The sequence below is a fragment of the Luteibacter sp. SG786 genome (assembly GCF_011759605.1).
GTDB lineage: Bacteria > Pseudomonadota > Gammaproteobacteria > Xanthomonadales > Rhodanobacteraceae > Luteibacter.
The window spans coordinates 292,640-309,821 of sequence record NZ_JAAOYX010000001.1; the positions used below are offsets into that span (position 1 = coordinate 292,640).

Sequence of the window (17,182 nt, forward strand, 5' to 3'; positions counted from 1 at the left end):
AGGTTCCGGCAACGCCGTGAAAGCGCCCCGGCAGTCAGCGCGGTACGCGGTACCCGCCCGGCACGCCCTCGGGGGAAAGGGTGAGCTGCCAGAGCTGGTCGCGCCGGCTGCGGAAGACGCCCGCCGAGCAGCCGAGGTAGAAGTGCCACATGCGGCGGAACCGTTCGTCATAGCGGGCCGAGAGGCGCGGCCACGCGGCGTCGAAGTTGTCGCGCCATGCCATCAGCGTACGGTCGTAGTCCGCGCCGAAGTTGTGCCAGTCCTCGACCACGAAAAGGCCTTCCAGCGCAGCGGCTACCTGGCTCATGGCCGGAATGACCGAGTTAGGGAAGATGTACTTCTCGATCCAGGGGTCGGGCCTGCCGGGAGTGGCGTTGCTGCCGATGCTGTGGAGCACCACCAGGCCGCCCGGTTGCAGGCAGCGCCGCGCCACCTCGAACCAGCTGCGGTAGTTCTTTCCCCCCACGTGTTCGAACATGCCCACGGAAAGGATGGCGTCGAATCGCTCGTCGAGTTCTCGGTAGTCCTGAAGGCGAATCTCGATGGGCAGGTCCTTGCACAGATCCTGCGCGAAGGCCGCCTGTTCTCGCGAAATGGTGACGCCCACACCGCTGACCCCATAGCGTTCCGCGGCGAATTTCAGCGCCTCGCCCCACCCGCAACCGATGTCGAGGATGCGCTGGCCGGGTTTCAACCGGAGCTTGCGACAGATGAGGTCGAGCTTGGCTTCCTGGGCATCGTCGAGGTTCTGCGCCTGCGCCCAATAGCCGCACGAATACACGAGGCGCTTGCCGAGCATGGCCTCGAACAGGTCGTTGCCCAGGTCGTAATGCTGGCGGCCCACCTCCCAGGCGTGCTCGCCGCGCTGCATGTTGAGAAAACGGGCCTTGAGGTGTGCGATCAACGTGTCGAGCGTGCGCAGCGATTCGTCCAGGTGCGACGACAGAACCTTCGTGAAAAAGCCGGGCATGTCGACCACGTCCCACCAGCCGTCCATGTAGGACTCGCCGAGTCCCAGCGAGCCATGCGCGAAAACACGCGCGTAGGTGCGTTCGTCGTGGATGACGAGGTCGGTGGGGCGGCTGCCGCCGATGGTGACGCCGGCATGTTCCAGCAGTTCCTGCGCGCGGGCCTTGAGGGAAGAAGAATCGTGGCTCATCGAGTAAAGATTCCTTGTGATCCTCAGAAGTGCCGCAGTACCCCACGCGTGATCGCCAGGCCAGCGATCGTCATGGCGATGGACCCGGCCAGGTTGACCGACACGTGCGCCGCGAACCAGGCGTACTGCTGACGCAGCAGCAATGCGGAGGCTTCGGCCGAAAAGGTGGAGAACGTGGTGAGGCCGCCGAGGAACCCGGTGGCGACGAGCAGGCGCACTTCGACCGGCAGCGTCTGGAAATGGTCGAACACCCCGAGGGTCACGCCCATCAGCAGACCGCCCGTCAGGTTGGCCGCAAGGGTGCCGAGGGGAAGCGTCGGGAACAGAGGATTGAAGGCGACCGCCAGCCACCAGCGAAGCCAGCAACCCAGCATGCCACCGAGGCCGACGGCCAGGAAACCGGTGTAGCCCACGTTACCCCCACGAACGATCGATGGAGCGATTATGCCCCGCAGGCCGTCCGACGGCGAGCGCCATACCCTGCGGCTATACTGCCTGACCCTCCTCCCCACGGCCCAGCCGCGCCATGTCGTTCGCGACCCGCGACCCGCGTCGCCATCTCCCCCTGTTGCTCGCGGCCCTGTCGATGATCGGGCCGTTCTCCATCGACGCCATCTTCCCGGGCTTTCCCGACATTGGCCGCGACTTCGCGGTGGGCGACGTGGCCCTGCAGCAGTTGCTCAGCGTGTACCTGCTGGCCTATGCAGCCATGAGCCTCTTTCATGGCGCGCTGTCGGACGCTTACGGGCGCAAGCCTGTCATCGTCATCGCGATGGCCATCTACACGGTGGCGTCGGTGGGTGCCGCGCTGGCGCCGAGCTTCGCCTTCCTGCTGGGCTGCCGCGTGCTGCAGGGGGTGTGCGGCGGCGCGGGCATTGTGGTGGGGCGCGCCGTGGTCCGAGACACGATGCATGGGGAGGAAGCCCAGCGCATGATGTCGAAGGTGATGATGATTTTCGGCGTCGCTCCCGCCATGGCGCCCATTGTGGGCGCATGGCTTCTGGGCATCGACGGCTGGCGCGGCATCTTCTGGGCGCTGTCCGGCTTCACGCTGGTGCTCACGCTGGGCGTGTCGTTCTTCCTGACGGAGTCGCATCCGGCCACGAGGCGCACAGTGTTCAGGCCGCGCCCGTTGCTCGCCGGTTACATGCGCATCGGCCGCGACCTACCGTTCTGGCCGCTCGCCATTTCCAGTTCGGTCAATTTTTCCGGCCTGTTCCTCTATATCGCCTCAGCGCCGCAGGTGATCCGCCATCATCTGCACCTTGGCGTCGACGGCTTCCCATGGCTGTTCGTTCCGGTCGTGACGGGCATGGTCTCGGGCGCGTTCATCTCGGGCCGTGCGGCGGGCAGGGTGAGCGCGGCGCGCACGGTGAGCTGGGGCTACGCAGCCATGCTCTCGTCGTGCGCGATCAGTCTGGTTCTTTCGCTGACGCTGGATACGCCGCACGTGCCCTGGTCCACGCTGCCGCTGGCGCTCTACGGCTGTGGCGTGCAGTTGGCCTTCCCGACGCTGACCCTGCTGCTGCTCGACCGCTTTCCGGAACAACGCGGCGGCGTGTCATCGGTGCAGGCCTTCTTCAGTCTGCTCATGACCGCGCTTGTGGCCGGCGTGCTGTCGCCGGCGCTGTCCGGCAGCATGCTTACCCTGGCCCTCGGCGCTACCGCCATGTGCTCGCTCGGATTATGCGGGTGGGTATGGTATGCGCGCCTGGAGCGCCGGCGCCTGGCCGCCGAGAAGGCTGGCGCCGCGACGAGCGTCGTATCGCAGGTCGAGCGCAACGAGCCGGGCTGATCGCGGGCTAAAGCAACCCGCGATCGATCAGGAATGCCCGCGCCTCGGTGGCATCCTGCTCGAACCAGGCACGCGTGGAGCCGAGCCGATAGGTGTAGCCCCAGCGGTCCATGTCCTCCATCAGCCTCGTGGAACCCACTCCCGGCAAGGCATCCGCGAGGACGATCTGCAGGTAGCAGGTGGCGTCCTCTTCCTCGATGGAATCGGTGGCATCCGTGTGCACGAGTGCACGCTTGTCCTCGGGAAGGACGATGAGGTGGCAGGCTTCGTGCAACAGCGAATGCACGGGCGTGTCGGCGCGGGCATACACCGTCGTGCCGATGATGCCGGCTTCGGTGTCGCCCCAGAAACTTCCGGGAATGGCTTCGCCGTCGGCGACGGTCACGAGGGTCAGGCCGTGCCGGGCGAGAAGGGCGCGCGGCGCATCGAAGCCGATCTCGCCCACGCGCAGCACCGCGTCGGCGGGATCGCTGGAAGCCGTCGCCGTCCCTGCGAAGGCAGGGACCGAGTGACTCACGCTCCCGCCCATGGATTCAGCTCGCCGAGGTGGCCGGCTTGCCGTCCGGCAGTGCCACGGAGAGTTCCAGCACCTCGTGGCCGCTGTCGCGTTCGAGGTTGATGTTCACGGCCTCGACGTCAACGTTGACGTACTTGCGGATGACTTCGAGCAGCTCGTTGCGCAGCAGCGGCAGGTAGTCGGGCCCGCCGCGCGTCGAGCGCTCCTGGGCGACGATGATGCGCAGGCGTTCCTTGGCGACGCCTGCGCTCGGCTCGGGTTTGCGCTTCAGGAAATCGAGGATACCCATGCTCAACCTCCGAAGACGCGCTTGAGGAAGCCCTTCTTGACCGGCTCGAGGAAACGGAGGGGACGCTCTTCGCCGAGAATGCGGGCCACGGTGTCCTTGTAGGCTGCGCCGGCGTTCGAGTCGTCGTCGAGGATCACCGGCACGCCGGCGTTGGACGCGGCGAGCACGTTCTCCGATTCCGGAATGACGCCGACGACGGAAATGCCGAGGATTTCCTCGACGTCCTTCACGCTCAGCATCTCGCCCGCTTCGACGCGATTGGGGTTGTAGCGGGTGAGCAGCAGATGCTGCTTGATCGGTGACTCGCCCTTTTCGGCACGGCGCGTCTTGCTTGCCAGAAGGCCGAGGATGCGGTCGGAGTCGCGCACCGAAGAGACCTCCGGGTTGACGACGACCACGGCGTGGTCGGCGAAGTACATCGCCAGGTGAGCGCCCTTCTCGATGCCGGCAGGGGAGTCGCAGACGACGTAGTCGAATTCTTCCTTCGCCAGTTCGTCGAGTACCTTCTCGACGCCTTCCTGGGTGAGGGCGTCCTTGTCGCGGGTCTGGGAGGCGGCCAGCACGAACAGTTTCTCGTGCCGTTTGTCCTTGATCAGCGCCTGCTTGAGCGTGGCTTCGCCGTGCACGACGTTGACGAAGTCGTACACCACGCGCCGCTCGCATCCCATGATCAGGTCGAGGTTGCGCAGGCCGACGTCGAAGTCGATGACGGCGACCTTCTTGCCCTGCAAGGCGAGGCCGGTCGCGAGGGAGGCGCTGGTGGTGGTCTTGCCGACTCCGCCTTTGCCGGAGGTGACGACGATAATTTCAGTCAAGTGATGTCTCCGAGTGCTGCAATGCGCTGGTTAGAGTCGCGCGATCATGAGTTTTCCATTGTCGAGCCAGCACTGCACGGGCTGGCCTTCGAATTCCCTGGGCATGTCTTCGAACACGCGATAGTGCCCGGCGATCGCCACCAGTTCGGCGCGGAAGTCGGAGCAGAAGATGCGTGCGGATTCGTCACCCTGCGCGCCGGCCATGGCGCGGCCGCGCAGGCTGCCGTAAATGTGGATGGAGCCGTCGGCGATCACCTCGGCGCCATTGGCGACACCCGCCGTGACCACGAGGTCGCGGTCGCGTGCGTACACCTGCTGGCCCGAGCGCACAGTGCTGCCCGAATGGTGTTGCGCCGTGACGGTGCCGCTCGATTCGGCCGGCTCGTCCGGAACGGCGGCGGCGCGCACGGGCTCCTGCCGCGGCGGTGCCGGTGCCGTTGTCGCCTCGCCCTGGGCGGGTTCGTACTGGGCGCGGAACTTGGCGATGAGGGGAAGACCCATGCGTTCGGCCAGGGCTTCCGTTTCGCTGGTGCCGTAGGCGATGCCGACGGGCAGCATGCCGGCGCTGCGAATGGCCTCGAGCAGGGCATCGACCATGCCGTCGTCGGGCAGCTTGGGCAGGTGCGAAAGGTCGAGCACCACCGCCGCCCGCGAGAACATCTGGGGCGCGGAGCGCACGCGGCGTTCCAGTTCCTCCACCAGCGCGGCGGCGTCGACACGGCGCACGCGCACGCACGCGATGCCAACCTGGCCGAAGCGCAGGTCGCACGCGGCTTCGAGGGATTCGGCGCGAGCGTTCATGCGCGGGCTCCCATGCCGTTCACGGGGCGGTGCCGTTCTGCGAGCCACGCAACGTCGGGCAGGCCGCCGTGTTCGAGGTAGCGCTCGAGCACGAACGGGAAGCTGGGAAGTTCGCGGGCCAGGAGGCTCACTTTCGGGCCTTCGTCCATCTTCTGCTGTCCCACTTCCTGGAAGCCCATGGTGCCGTGGAAAAGCACGGTCTGGTCGTTGCGGGGTTCGAGGAACACCTCGCAGGTCAAGAGTGGCACGCGTACCTCGGCATAGCTTTGCACGTCGCAATAGAAGATCCGCCCCAGGCCATGGCCGCGCGATTGCGATGCGATGACGATGCGGTCGATGTACACGAAGCTTTCGTAATGGTCGCGGAACCAGCGGAAATTCTGGCTGCCGTACTGGGCGTCCGGACGCATGGCGATAAGGAAACCGAGGATCTGGCCGTCCTGCTCCGCCACGCGGAAGTAGTGCGCGATGTCGTAAAGGTGGCGCAGGCGGTCGAGATCCGTGGCGAGGATGCCCGTGCCTGCCTCATTGTTGAGTGCCAGCACGGCATCCAGGTCGTGCTCGCGCACGTCGCGGATGGCAAGGGCCATTCAATGCTCCGCTTGTGGTTCGTGGGAAGACGACCCCCGGGCCGTCGCAATGCCCGGCATTATGGCATGCCCCGGTCGCGCGGTGGAGCGATCCTTACATATAAAACCGTTGTAAAAGCCGACGTTTGCCGCTTGCGCGCACGTGACTTCAGTCAGGTGGTGCGGGCCGCGCGAAGGCCTATGATGCGAGCATGTACAAAGCCGAGTTCATCCACGTCCGTCTTGTCCGCCTGCTGCGCTACGCCACGTACTTCGTGTTCCTGTGCGCGGGCCTGCCGCTGTCCATGCAGCGGGCCGGTAGCGGCCCGGGCGCGATCGGCGACATGCCGCTGCTGGCCTGGACCGCCTGCTACCTGGTCTTCGGGCTGGTGTACTGGCTGCTGACCAACCAGATGGGGGCCCGGCTGAATGGCGCCACGCGCGTGGCCGTGCTGGTGATCCTCACCGGTACTGCGCTGGCCATAGGCGTTCTGAGCAAGAGCGGCGTGGGCGCCCTGCTGCTGATCATCGTGGCCACGGCCGTGCCCTGGCTGGTCAGCCTGCCGCTCGGCATCGCCTGGATGGCCGTGGCCCACGTGGCCCTGGTGCCGGTGTTCGCCGAGGTGCCGGGCTGGGGGTTGATCAACGCCCTGATGCAGGCCTGCCTTTATTTCGGCTTCTCCGCCCTCGTCTTCGTGGCCTCGATGGTCGCAAGCCAGCAGGCCGAAGAGCGGGAGGAACTGCGCCGTCTGAACTCGGAACTGCGCGCCACCCGTGCGCTGCTGGCGGAATCCACGCGCATCGCCGAACGCATGCGCATCGCCCGCGACCTGCACGACCTGGTGGGGCACCACCTCACCGCGCTGAGCCTGAACCTCGAAGTGGCCAGCCACCTCACCAACGACGTCGCGCGCGAGCACGTGCTGAAGGCCCAAAGCACGGCGAAACAGCTGCTTTCCGACGTGCGCGAGGTCGTCAGCGAACTGCGCCAGGACGACGCCATCGACCTCACCCAGGCCCTGCGCAGCCTCACCGAGGGCGTGCCGGGCCTGGAGGTGCGGCTGACGGTGCCGCCGCGCTTCGGCGTGGAGGACCCGCGCCGGGCCCAGATGCTCCTGCGCTGCGTGCAGGAAATCCTGACCAACACCGTGCGCCACGCCAATGCCCGCCACCTCTGGCTCACCTTCCGCCACACCGGCCCGGACGAGTTGTGCCTGGACGCCCGCGACGACGGGCGCGGTGGCGGCAGCGGCGAATTCCGGCCTGGCAACGGCCTGAACGGCATGCGCGAGCGCCTGGCCGAATTCGGAGGCACGGTGTCCTTCCGGACCGACCCCGCAGGCGGATTCGCGCTGACCGCCCGCCTGCCGCTGGGCGAGGAGCCTTCGCTCGCCCACGCGCCCCCTCGTCAGGTATTCGATCCGGCCCTCGGCGACGAGCCTGAAGCCGCTTCGCGTGCCAAACTCTCCGTTCCTTCCGAGGATCTTCCATGATCTCCGTCTGCCTCGTTGACGATCAGAACCTGGTTCGCCAGGGCATCCGCTCCCTGCTCGACCTGGCCGGCGACATCCGCGTCGTGGCCGAATGCGCCGATGGCGCCCAGGCGGTACAGACCATTCCCCAGGTCCGGCCCGACGTGGTGCTGCTCGATCTGCGCATGCCCAACATGAGCGGCCTGGAAGTGCTCCAGGCGCTCGGCGGCCGCAACGAGCTACCCCCAACGATCATCCTGACCACCTTCGACGACGACCAGCTCGTGCTGTCGGGGCTCAAGGCCGGCGCGCGTGGCTACCTGCTGAAGGACGTGTCGCTCGACCAACTGGTCGAGGCCGTGCGTACCGTCGCGGCGGGCGGCTCCCTGGTGGCCCCCATGGTCACCCAGCGGCTACTGGCAGGGGTGGGGCGCATCCAGAACCAGTTCTCGAGCCTGGAGCAACCGGACCCGCTCACCGAGCGTGAGACGGAAATCCTGCGTCTGCTGTCGGGGGGCTACAGCAACAAGGAGATCGCCAATTCCCTGCGCGTGGCGGAGGGCACGGTGAAGAATCACGTCTCCAACATCCTCTCCAAGCTCGGCGTCCGCGATCGTACCCGTGCGGTGCTCAAGGCCCTTGAATTGGGCATTGTCTGAGGGAATAGGCCCTTTGAGGCTAACCCCTGGCTGACCGGACGGCGAGACGCCGTCGACTCTGGCCGAAAATCCGCTTGTGCACCCGTGAAAAAAAGGGCAGGCGACCCAATGGCGTTCCCCGCCGCGAGCAAGTACCATCGGCTCTTTCGGCGCGGGCGAACCCCTGCCACGGGCCGATTCTTCAGGGGTGACCGCCCGGCATCCATGGCCGGGCGTGGAGCCTGTTCGTAAGACGTTCGGAGATCCGTGGAATGACGCGTCTGTTAGAATTTATTGTCGCCATCGTCATCGTTGCCGTACTCGGCGTCGTGGTCGGCGTGGCCATGCCCTCGACCGGACACGTCGAGCGCGAAATGCTCATCAGCAAGAATCTGCGCCAGGTTTACGACGTTTTCAGCAACTTCCGTCGGTTCCCGGACTACACCGTTCTGCGCTCGTTCGACCCGAAGGTGCAGTTCGAACTCTCGGGCAAGGCGTATGGCCCGGGCGCGAAGATCGCCTGGAAGGCCTCCGATCCGAAGGTGGGCGACGGCTCGCTGGAGATCGCCTCCATCGATCCCGGCTTTGCCCAGATCTCCGACGCCGGCAAGGGCACCATCGTCTGGAACCTGGACAACAGCTGGCGTGGCGAAGACAAGAAGTTCACGATCAGGCTCGAGCGCGCTGGCCGTAGTCAGAAGCTCGTGAAGGTGAACTGGTCGTACGACGTCAACTACGGCTTCAACCTCATCAGCCGCTTCTCGAACCTCTACATCCACGGCGATCCGGACTCGCTGATCCAGTTTAGCCTGTCGAACCTCCAGAACCTGATGGCGTCGATCCCCAACATCGATTACAGCAATATGGTTCCGTCGATCGTCGATCAGCCCGCCAAGCCGGTGCTGTTCGTCTCCACCACCGCACCGCGTACCCTTGACGACGTCGATACCGCGTCCGACAAGGCCATGGCGGAGATCCAGGCGGCGGCGAAGAAGCTGGGCGTGAACATCGTCAGCCCGCGCATCACCTTCACCACCAACTGGGGCGACCAGAACTACACGTTCGACGTAGCCGCAGAAATCGACAGCACCACGCTGAAGATCAACGGCCAGGACGTGGAAATCACCCCGGCCCAGCGTCCGTCGCTGGATGCCGCTCCGGCGTCGTCCTCGACCGCCGCCGCTCCCGCCGACACCGCCGCCGCTACCCCGGGCAGCAAGGACAAGCTCGGCCGCGTGATCGTCGACGGCAACGTCAAGGCCGTGCTCGCCTTCGGCGGCAAGGCCCTCAAGGCCGAGTGGAACGGCACCGGCGCGGGCCTGCCGCAGACGCGCCAGATGCTGGCCGCGTATTCGCAGACGCACGGTTACAAGTTCGACGACGTGACCTACCGCGCCTACGACATCCAGGTGAAGGCCCCGGTCAACAACAAGGGCACCATCGAGGGTTACGACGAGCAGAAGTTCGAGATCTACCTGCCGCTGCAGGGCGACAACATTCCGGACCAGACCCCGGAACAGGAAGCCGGCATGAAGCAGCCGGGTCTCGAGGAAGGCGCCCCGGCGGGTTCGTCGTCGGCCCCGGCCCCGGCAGGCACCGCGCCCGCTCCGGCCGGCACCGCCCCGACCCCGGCGAGCACCACCGCGCAGTAAGTCGCGCGCGTACCGCCTTGAAGAGGCCTCGCCGGAAACGGCGGGGCCTTTTCTTTTGGTTCATCGCGTATTTCCGGGGGGCGTGGTGTGACGCGTATATGGAGTCGGTATGGGGTTCGCTTCGTAGGGTGGGCTCGCCTGTTCGGCCTCGCATCGGCGCCTGTGCCGTTTTCTGGAAGCCGGCAGCCGTCGCCCTCGCCGCGAAGACTTACGTCGTTCCTTGCGAAAGGAGAGCCGCTACGCGGCTCGTGTCTTATGGCTTCGCCGCGGCGGACCCGGGCGTCCGGGCGGGGGTCTTCGACTCGGCTTCCTGCCTCGGCGAAGACGGCGGGCCGTCCGGGCCCGCCCCCTGACGGGCCTTTTCCACCCGCACGCCCTCGACTCCAGACATCGCGGCGAGGGCGACGGCTGCCGGCGTCGGACGGTGCGGTGGTGTGGTGGGAAGTCAGAGCAAGAGCCGATGGTGCGATCTTGCATGGTTGCTGACCGGGGCGCTGGGTGCCTGCCTTCGCAGGCACGACGGTAGGTGGAGTTGTGGCGGCTGTAAGTCGCGCGCGTTGCTGTAGGAGCCGCCATGGCGGCGAGAAAACCTGGCCCCAATCCCCACGAAATACGAAAGCCCAAGCTCTGTGTGGGAGCCGGCTCCGCCGGCGATCCCGCGGCAGCGGGCACGCTCGCGAGCACCCATCGCCGCGGAAGCGGCTCTCCTTTCGCAACGAACGACGTAAGTCTTCGCGGCGAGGGGAACGGGTACTGGCTCCCAAGAACGGCACTGGCGCCGATGCGAGGCCGCAAGGCGAGCCCACACTACGAAGCAAACCCTCGAGCGAACCTCGCAGCGAGGCAACGGTCCCTATCTCCGCCCCCGCAACCAATCCCGCTACACTCCATCGAGATGATCGAAACCGACCGCCTTACCCGTTGCTACGGACCGCTGACCGCGGTCGATGCGCTGAGCCTGCGCGCCGAGCCCGGCCAGGTGCTGGGTCTGCTGGGGCCCAACGGCGCCGGCAAGTCCACCGCGATGCGCATGATCGCGGGATTCCTCACGCCTACCTCCGGCACGGCATGGGTGTGCGGCCACGACGTGCGCAAGGAGCCGCTGGCGGCGAAGCGCGCCCTTGGCTACCTGCCGGAAGGCGCTCCCAGTTACGGCGAGATGACCATTCGCGAGTTCCTCGTGTTCATGGTCCGCGTGCGCGGGCTGGAACGCGACGTGGCCTTCCGCCGCTTCGACGAAGTGGTGATGCGGCTCGAACTGGACGAAGTGCTCGACCAGACCATCGGCACGCTCTCGAAGGGCCTGCGCCGCCGCGTCGGCCTGGCGCAGGCGATCCTGCACGACCCACCGGTGCTCATGCTCGACGAGCCCACCGACGGCCTCGATCCCAACCAGAAGCATTCCGTGCGCATGCTGATAGACGCCATGGCCAGGGAGCGCACGATCCTCATCTCCACGCATCTGCTCGAAGAAGTGCACGCGTTGTGCAACCGGGTGGCCATCATCGCGAATGGCCGTTTGCTCGCCGACGCGACCCCTGCAGAGCTGGAAGCGCGTTCGCGCTACCACGGCGCGGTATCGTTCAGCGCGCCGGGCAGTGGGGTGTCGCGGGAGATGCTGGCGCGCATACCTAACGTGTCGATGGTGGAAGTGGATCCCCTCGACGGACGGGTGACGGTGTTCCCCCGGGCCGGCCAGCCCATCCTTGACGACGTGCAGGCGCTGCTGCGCACGCAGAACCTCGAGGTCTCGGAAATCCAGCTGGAACGCGGCCGCCTCGACGAGGTGTTCCGGCAGATCACGACGCAGCGGGGAGGGCAGGCATGACTCCGGTGCTGGCCATCGCGCGCCGCGAACTGCGCGGTTACTTCGTGACGCCGGTGGCGTACGTCTTCATGGTGATCTTCCTGGTCCTGGCCGGTCTGCTCACGTTCTACACGGGCGATTTCTACGACCGCGGCCTTGCCGACCTGCAGCCGTTCTTCGACATGCATCCCTGGCTCTACCTCGTGCTGGTGCCCGCGGTGACGATGTCCACGTGGGCCGAGGAGCGCGCCTCGGGCACGCTGGAGTTGCTGTTCTCCCTGCCGGTAACGATCTCCCAGGCAGTCCTCGGCAAGTTCCTCGCGGCGTGGGGTTTCATCGGTATCTGCCTCGTGCTCACCTTTCCCATCTGGATCACGGTGAACTACCTGGGGGATCCGGACAACGGCGTGGTACTGGCGGGGTACGTTGGCAGCTGGCTGATGGCCGGCGCGTTCATAGCGATCGGCACCTGCATGTCCACCAGCACGCGCAGCCAGATCATCGCCTTCATCCTCACCGCGGCGGTCTGCTTCCTGTTGTTGCTGGTGGGCCAGCCGCAGGTGCTCGATTTCTTCCAGGACGCGGTGCCGCCCAAGCTCCTCGGTGCGATGGGCCAGCTCAGTATCACGCGCCATGCCAATGCCATTGCCCGCGGCGTGCTCGACCTGCGTGATCTCGTGTACTTCTTCGCCACGATCGTTGCCTGGCTCGCCGCCAGCGTCGTGATGCTCGACCTCAAGCGGACGCGTTGACGATGCGGCACCTGCAGGTTTCCCGCTCGTTCCTGCTGCGCCTTGCCCTTGCGGGCATCGCGCTGCTCTTCCTCGCCGCGATCGCCGTCAGCTCCATGTCGCTGCGCACCGCGCGCATGGACCTCACCGCCGACCGCATCTACACGCTGACCCCCGGTACCCAGCAGATCGTGGACGGGTTGCGCAAACCGCTCACGCTCACGCTGTACTTCTCCGAGCACGCTACCCGCGACCTGCCGCAGCTGCGCAGCTACGAGCAGCGCGTGCACGAGATGCTGCGCGAGATCGCCGTGCGGGCGCACGGGCGGATCCGCTTCAGGGTCATCGATCCCGTGCCTTATTCCGACGACGAGGACGCGGCGGAGAGCTACGGCCTTTCGCCGGCCAGCGGCGGCAGCAACGGCGAGCGCGTGTTTTTCGGGCTGGTGGGCATGAGTGCTTCCGGCGACGTGCCGCCCCAGGCCATCCCGTTCTTCGACCCGGCGCGCGAGTCGTTCGTCGAATACGACATCGCGAAGCTGCTCTACGAACTCGGCATGCCGACGAAGCCGCGTCTGGGCGTCGTCAGTTCGCTGCCGGTGGAAGGAAACCTCGTGATCGGCGAGCCCGCCTGGACCGTCCTGCGCCAGCTGGACCAGCTCGCCGACGTGACCAACATCGATCCGGACGGCCTCACGCACATCGATCCGGCCATCAAGGTGCTGCTGCTGATCCACCCCAAACACCTGTCCGACGATGCGCTCTACGCCATCGACCAGTACGTGCTTCATGGCGGACACCTGGTGGTGTATGTGGACCCGGATGCCGAAATGGACAACGCGCCGTTGGTGGATTCCCACGGCGTGGTGGACGATCACGACTCGGACCTTCGCCGTCTGTTCGAGGCATGGGGCGTGGTCTACGACCCTACCAAGGTGGTGCTCGACAGATCGCAGGCGCTCACCATCGAATTGAACGGCAACAGCATCGCGCACCCGGCCATGCTCGGCCTGGGGGCGCAGGACCTGAATCACGACGATGTGGTCACGGCCAGCCTGCAGCGCGTGAATTTCTCCACGGCCGGTTTCTTCGAACTCGCGCCCGATACGAAGGCGCGGCTCATTCCGCTCGTGCAGACCTCGGACGAGGCCACGGTCGTGCCCTCCCAGCGTGTGCGCGATGCGGCGTCCGATCCGTCTGTGCTGCTGGACAACTACGAACCCACGCACGAGCGTTACGTGCTCGCCGCACGGCTGCGTGACACGTTCCGCACGGCCTTCCCGGAACGCCACGACAAGGGGCACCTGGCCCAGGCTGCGGGGCCTGGGGAAGTGGTGCTCGTGGCCGATACCGATCTGCTCTCCGACCGTCTGTGGATCGACGTGCAGCCGCTGCTCGGGCAGCAGCAGTTCACGCCCTTCGCGAACAACGGCGATTTCGTGGCGAACATCGTCGACAACCTTGGTGGCGCCACCGCGCTGTTGTCGATTCGCGGCCGGGTGAACTCGCAGCGCCCGTTCACCAAGGTGCGTGCCTTGCAGGCTGCCGCCGACCGGAAGTTCCTGGTGAAGAAGAAGGAACTGGAAAACGAACTGTACGAGACGCAGCGCCGCCTCGCCGAGCTGCAGCCGGCCAAGAACGCCGCGACGCCCGCCACGGCGACGGGCGAGCAGCGTCGCGAGGTGGAGCAGTACCTGCAACGCAAGCTCGCCATCGGCAAGGAGCTTCGAGAGGTGCAGCACCAGCTCAACGCGGAGATCGACGCCCTCGGGCTGCGTCTGAAGTTCATCAATATCGTGCTGGTGCCCGGCCTGGTGGCCTTGTTTGGCCTGATCTACGGCTGGCGCCGCACGCGGCGCAGCCGGCGCGTGGTCTGAGGCGATGCTCGACGGCGTATGGAAGTGGATCGTGCCCTGGGAATTCTCCTGGGTGTTCCTGCTTACCTTCGCCGGCACCGCGTGGCTCTATGCAAGGGGGGCGCGGCGGCTCCGTGTTTCCGTGCCGCGGCAGGTGGCGTTCTGGACGGGCATGGCGCTGGTGTATGTGTCCCTGCACACCTACTTCGATTATTTCGCCGAGCATGAATTCTTCATGCATCGCATCCAGCAGGTGCTGCTGCACCACCTCGCGCCATTGCTGCTGATCGCGGCATACCCGGGCACCGCGCTGCGCGCCGGTCTGCCGCTGGGCTGGCGTGTGCGTGTACGCAGGGCGGGGCAGTCGATGGCGTGGCGCGTCTTCGCTTCGGCGGCCTTCAACCCCGCCTTCGTCACGCTGTTCTTCGTGGCGCTGATCCTCGTCTGGCTGATACCGGACATGCAGACGCTGGCGATGCTCGACTGGCGCATCTACCGGGCGATGAACTGGTCGATGGTGCTTTCCGGCCTTTCCTACTGGTGGCTGGTACTGGACCATCGCCCCAAGCCGCCGGGCCGCATGTCGCCCGGCTGGCGCGTCCTGTCTCCGGCGATCACGATGACGCCTCAGATCGTGGCGGGCGCCATCGTCACCTTCTCGAAGACCGACCTCTACCCGATCTTCGAAATCTGCGGCCGCGCCTTCACCATGAATGTGCTCACCGGCCAGCTCATCGGCGGCGTGATCATGTGGGTGCCGGCGGCGATGATCGAATCGATCGGCGGGTTGCTCGCGTTACGCCAGTGGCTACGCCTTTCGCGCCGCCGCCCTGCAAGAACGGCCATGGCGGCGAGAAACCAACAGCGCCGTGAGGCCGTGAGGCGGGTGTCCTCGCCGCTTTAGCGGCCCCTGCGGGCCAGCCGTGTGCCTCGCCTCAGTAGATATCCGGCACCCGCTGCGCCTTGGCGGTGACCTTGTCCTTCTTGGGTTTTCCCTTCAGCGGCGGCAGGTCGAATTCGGTTTCCGGGCACAACTTGTCCGGAATCTGGTCGAGCAGGTGACGGATGAGGTTGAGCCGGCCTTTCCTCTGGTCGTCGAAATCCGCTACGAACCACGGTGCATCGTCCGTGTGCGTCTTCTGGATCATCGCATCGCGCAGGTCGCCCATTTCGGCGTATTTCTCGCGTGCCTTGAGGTCCACGGGCGATAGTTTCCAGCGCTTCAGCGGATCGGCCGCGCGTTCGGCGAAGCGTTGCTCCTGTTCTTCCTGATCGACCGAGAGCCAGTACTTCAGGAGGATGATGCCGTCATCGACGAGCATCTTCTCGAACACCGGACAGGCCTTCATGAAGTGCTCGTACTGGTCGTCGGTGCAGAAGCCCATGGCAGGCTCGACCACAGCGCGGTTGTACCAGCTGCGATCGAACAGCACGAGTTCGCCGGCCGATGGCAGGTGCGCCACGTAGCGCTGGAAGTACCACTGCGATTCCTCGGTGGCGCTGGGTTTCCCCAGCGCCACCACGCGGGCGGCCCGGGTGTCGAGCTTGTCGGTGATGGCCTTGATCGTGCCGCCCTTGCCGGCGGCGTCGCGGCCCTCGAAGATCACCAGCATGCGCTTGCCGGTGAGCCGCAGCCAGCGGGTGAGGCCGACCAGCTCGATCTGCAGGTCTTCCAGTGCCTTTTCGTATTCTTTTTTCTTGCCCATGAGACAGTTCCTCGCGGCGAAGGCCTGAGTTTGCCTCATCGGCGTATAGGGAGCGTGCTTGCGGGCGACCGGGCTCTTTGTGGGAGCCGCTTCAGCGGCGATGGGTGCTTGCCGCAAGCTTGCCCGCTGCCGCGGGATCGCCGGCGAAGCCGGCTCCCACAGGGATCAGCCGGCGGCCGTCAGGGTCTGCAATTCGTCCGCCTGGTGTTCGCGGGTGAGGGTGTCGACCAACTCGTCGAGGTCGCCCTGCATCACCTCGGTGAGCCGGTAGAGGGTGAGGTTGATGCGGTGGTCGGTAATGCGGCCCTGCGGGAAGTTGTACGTGCGGATGCGCTGGCTGCGGTCGCCCGAACCCACCTGGAGACGGCGCGATTCGGCCTGCGCCGCGCTCTGCTTGCTCCGCTCGGCATCGAGCAGGCGCGCCTTCAGCAGGCTCATGGCGCGAGCCCGGTTCTTGTGCTGGCTGCGTTCGTCCTGGCATTCCACCACCGTGCCCGTGGGCAGGTGGGTGATGCGGATGGCGGAGTCGGTCTTGTTGACGTGCTGGCCGCCCGCGCCGGACGCGCGGAAGGTATCCACCTTGAGGTCGGCGTCGCGCAACTCGATGTCACCCACTTCGTCCTGTTCGGGCAGGATGGCCACCGTGGCAGCGGAGGTATGGATGCGGCCCTGCGATTCGGTTTCCGGAACGCGCTGCACGCGGTGCGTGCCGGATTCGAACTTCAGTTTCGAATAGGCGCCACGGCCCTCGATGCGCGCGACGATCTCCTTGTAGCCGCCATGCTCGCCTTCGCTGGCGCTCAATATCTCGAGGTTCCAGCGCTGGCGCTCGGCGTAACGCGCGTACATGCGAAAGAGGTCGCCCGCGAAGATGGCAGCCTCGTCGCCGCCGGTGCCTGCGCGCACTTCGAGGAACAGGTTGCCCTCGTCGCGCGGGTCCTTCGGCAGGAGCAGCACCTGCAATTCGCTGTCGAGCTTGGCGAGGTGCGCCTCGATGCGCTCGACGTCGTCCGCGGCCATGTCACGCATTTCCGGGTCGTCGAGCATGGCGCGGGTGTCGGCCAGCTCGCGTTCGGCCTGGTCGTGTTCCTTCAGCGAGGCCGCCACGGGCTCCAGTTGAGCGTATTCGCGCGAGAGGTCGCGAAAGCGCTGGCTGTCTGCAAGCACGTCCGGCTGCGCGAGTAGCAGCCCGATTTCCTCATGGCGTTCGGCGAGGGCTTCGAGTTTGCGGCGGATCGAAGGGGTCATTCAGTCAACACTGTGCGGCTTGCTTGTGGGGAGCCGATTCATTGGCGATAGGCGTCGCGGTATCCCCGCTGCGTTGGCTTTCGCCGCTGAAAGCGGCTCCCACACAAGCAGGCTTCTGGGTCCGGCG

The 17,182-nt window shown here is 66.1% G+C and carries 17 protein-coding genes; 8 read left to right on the plus strand and 9 right to left on the minus strand.

Going from position 1 to position 17,182, the window contains the following annotated elements; genetic code table 11:
• Positions 1–34: 34 nt before the first annotated feature.
• Both cfa and crcB read right to left on the minus strand, forming a co-directional pair.
• A complete protein-coding gene (gene cfa, locus FHS47_RS01220; RefSeq protein ID WP_167022020.1) occupies positions 35–1,159 on the minus strand; it encodes a cyclopropane fatty acyl phospholipid synthase in 1,125 nt (374 codons plus the stop codon).
• A 23-nt stretch (positions 1,160–1,182) separates the two neighbouring features.
• Positions 1,183–1,572, minus strand: coding sequence for a fluoride efflux transporter CrcB (gene crcB, locus FHS47_RS01225; RefSeq protein WP_167022022.1), 390 nt, complete (start codon positions 1,570–1,572; stop codon positions 1,183–1,185).
• 113 nt (positions 1,573–1,685) lie between these two features.
• Here crcB and FHS47_RS01230 point away from each other — a divergent pair, with 113 nt between their 5' ends.
• Positions 1,686–2,954 carry a multidrug effflux MFS transporter gene (locus tag FHS47_RS01230; protein ID WP_167022024.1) on the plus strand — a complete coding sequence of 423 codons (1,269 nt, stop codon included), beginning with the start codon at positions 1,686–1,688 and terminating at the stop codon, positions 2,952–2,954.
• Positions 2,955–2,961: 7 nt separating this feature from the next.
• Here the strand turns inward: FHS47_RS01230 and FHS47_RS01235 are convergent, their stop codons facing one another.
• The 5 genes from FHS47_RS01235 to FHS47_RS01255 all read right to left on the minus strand — a co-directional run bounded on the left by FHS47_RS01235 (position 2,962) and on the right by FHS47_RS01255 (position 5,966).
• A complete protein-coding gene (locus FHS47_RS01235) occupies positions 2,962–3,408 on the minus strand; it encodes a hypothetical protein (protein WP_343203518.1) in 447 nt (148 codons plus the stop codon).
• Between the two features lie 79 nt (positions 3,409–3,487).
• Positions 3,488–3,760, minus strand: a complete 273-nt coding sequence (gene minE, locus FHS47_RS01240) for a cell division topological specificity factor MinE (protein WP_167022028.1) — start codon at positions 3,758–3,760, stop codon at positions 3,488–3,490.
• 2 nt (positions 3,761–3,762) lie between these two features.
• Positions 3,763–4,575, minus strand: coding sequence for a septum site-determining protein MinD (gene minD, locus FHS47_RS01245; RefSeq protein ID WP_167022030.1), 813 nt, complete (start codon positions 4,573–4,575; stop codon positions 3,763–3,765).
• A gap of 30 nt (positions 4,576–4,605) precedes the next feature.
• Positions 4,606–5,376 (minus strand): septum site-determining protein MinC, encoded by a 771-nt coding sequence (minC, locus tag FHS47_RS01250; protein ID WP_167022032.1) that lies wholly within the window; start codon positions 5,374–5,376, stop codon positions 4,606–4,608.
• Positions 5,373–5,966 (minus strand): GNAT family N-acetyltransferase, encoded by a 594-nt coding sequence (locus FHS47_RS01255; protein WP_167022034.1) that lies wholly within the window; start codon positions 5,964–5,966, stop codon positions 5,373–5,375. The genes minC and FHS47_RS01255 overlap by 4 nt, the downstream gene beginning before the upstream one ends.
• A 191-nt stretch (positions 5,967–6,157) precedes the next feature.
• On the opposite strand from FHS47_RS01255, the gene FHS47_RS01260 reads away from it, so the two are divergent.
• From FHS47_RS01260 to FHS47_RS01290, 7 genes are all read left to right on the plus strand, one after another.
• Positions 6,158–7,438, plus strand: coding sequence for a sensor histidine kinase (locus tag FHS47_RS01260; RefSeq protein ID WP_167022036.1), 1,281 nt, complete (start codon positions 6,158–6,160; stop codon positions 7,436–7,438).
• The gene (locus FHS47_RS01265) at positions 7,435–8,076 is read left to right on the plus strand and encodes a response regulator transcription factor (RefSeq protein ID WP_045829465.1); all 642 of its coding nucleotides are present in this window, start codon (positions 7,435–7,437) and stop codon (positions 8,074–8,076) included. The genes FHS47_RS01260 and FHS47_RS01265 overlap by 4 nt, the downstream gene beginning before the upstream one ends.
• Before the next feature lie 251 nt (positions 8,077–8,327).
• Complete coding sequence (locus tag FHS47_RS01270; protein ID WP_167022038.1) at positions 8,328–9,707, plus strand: polyketide cyclase; 1,380 nt, start codon at positions 8,328–8,330, stop codon at positions 9,705–9,707.
• A gap of 895 nt (positions 9,708–10,602) precedes the next feature.
• Entirely contained in the window at positions 10,603–11,535 is a 933-nt protein-coding gene (locus tag FHS47_RS01275) for an ABC transporter ATP-binding protein (protein ID WP_167022040.1), read from the plus strand.
• Positions 11,532–12,266 (plus strand): ABC transporter permease subunit, encoded by a 735-nt coding sequence (locus FHS47_RS01280; RefSeq protein ID WP_167022042.1) that lies wholly within the window; start codon positions 11,532–11,534, stop codon positions 12,264–12,266. The genes FHS47_RS01275 and FHS47_RS01280 overlap by 4 nt, the downstream gene beginning before the upstream one ends.
• Before the next feature lie 2 nt (positions 12,267–12,268).
• Entirely contained in the window at positions 12,269–14,122 is a 1,854-nt protein-coding gene (locus FHS47_RS01285; RefSeq protein ID WP_167022044.1) for a GldG family protein, read from the plus strand.
• Between the two features lie 4 nt (positions 14,123–14,126).
• Positions 14,127–15,005: a cytochrome c oxidase assembly protein gene (locus FHS47_RS01290; RefSeq protein WP_167022046.1), complete on the plus strand. Its 879-nt coding sequence runs from the start codon at positions 14,127–14,129 to the stop codon at positions 15,003–15,005.
• A 31-nt stretch (positions 15,006–15,036) separates the two neighbouring features.
• Here FHS47_RS01290 and ppk2 read toward each other — a convergent pair whose 3' ends face one another.
• Both ppk2 and prfA read right to left on the minus strand, forming a co-directional pair.
• Positions 15,037–15,807, minus strand: coding sequence for a polyphosphate kinase 2 (ppk2, locus tag FHS47_RS01295; RefSeq protein WP_167022048.1), 771 nt, complete (start codon positions 15,805–15,807; stop codon positions 15,037–15,039).
• Positions 15,808–15,972: 165 nt separating this feature from the next.
• A complete protein-coding gene (prfA, locus tag FHS47_RS01300; RefSeq protein ID WP_167022050.1) occupies positions 15,973–17,055 on the minus strand; it encodes a peptide chain release factor 1 in 1,083 nt (360 codons plus the stop codon).
• Between the last annotated feature and the right edge of the window lie 127 nt (positions 17,056–17,182).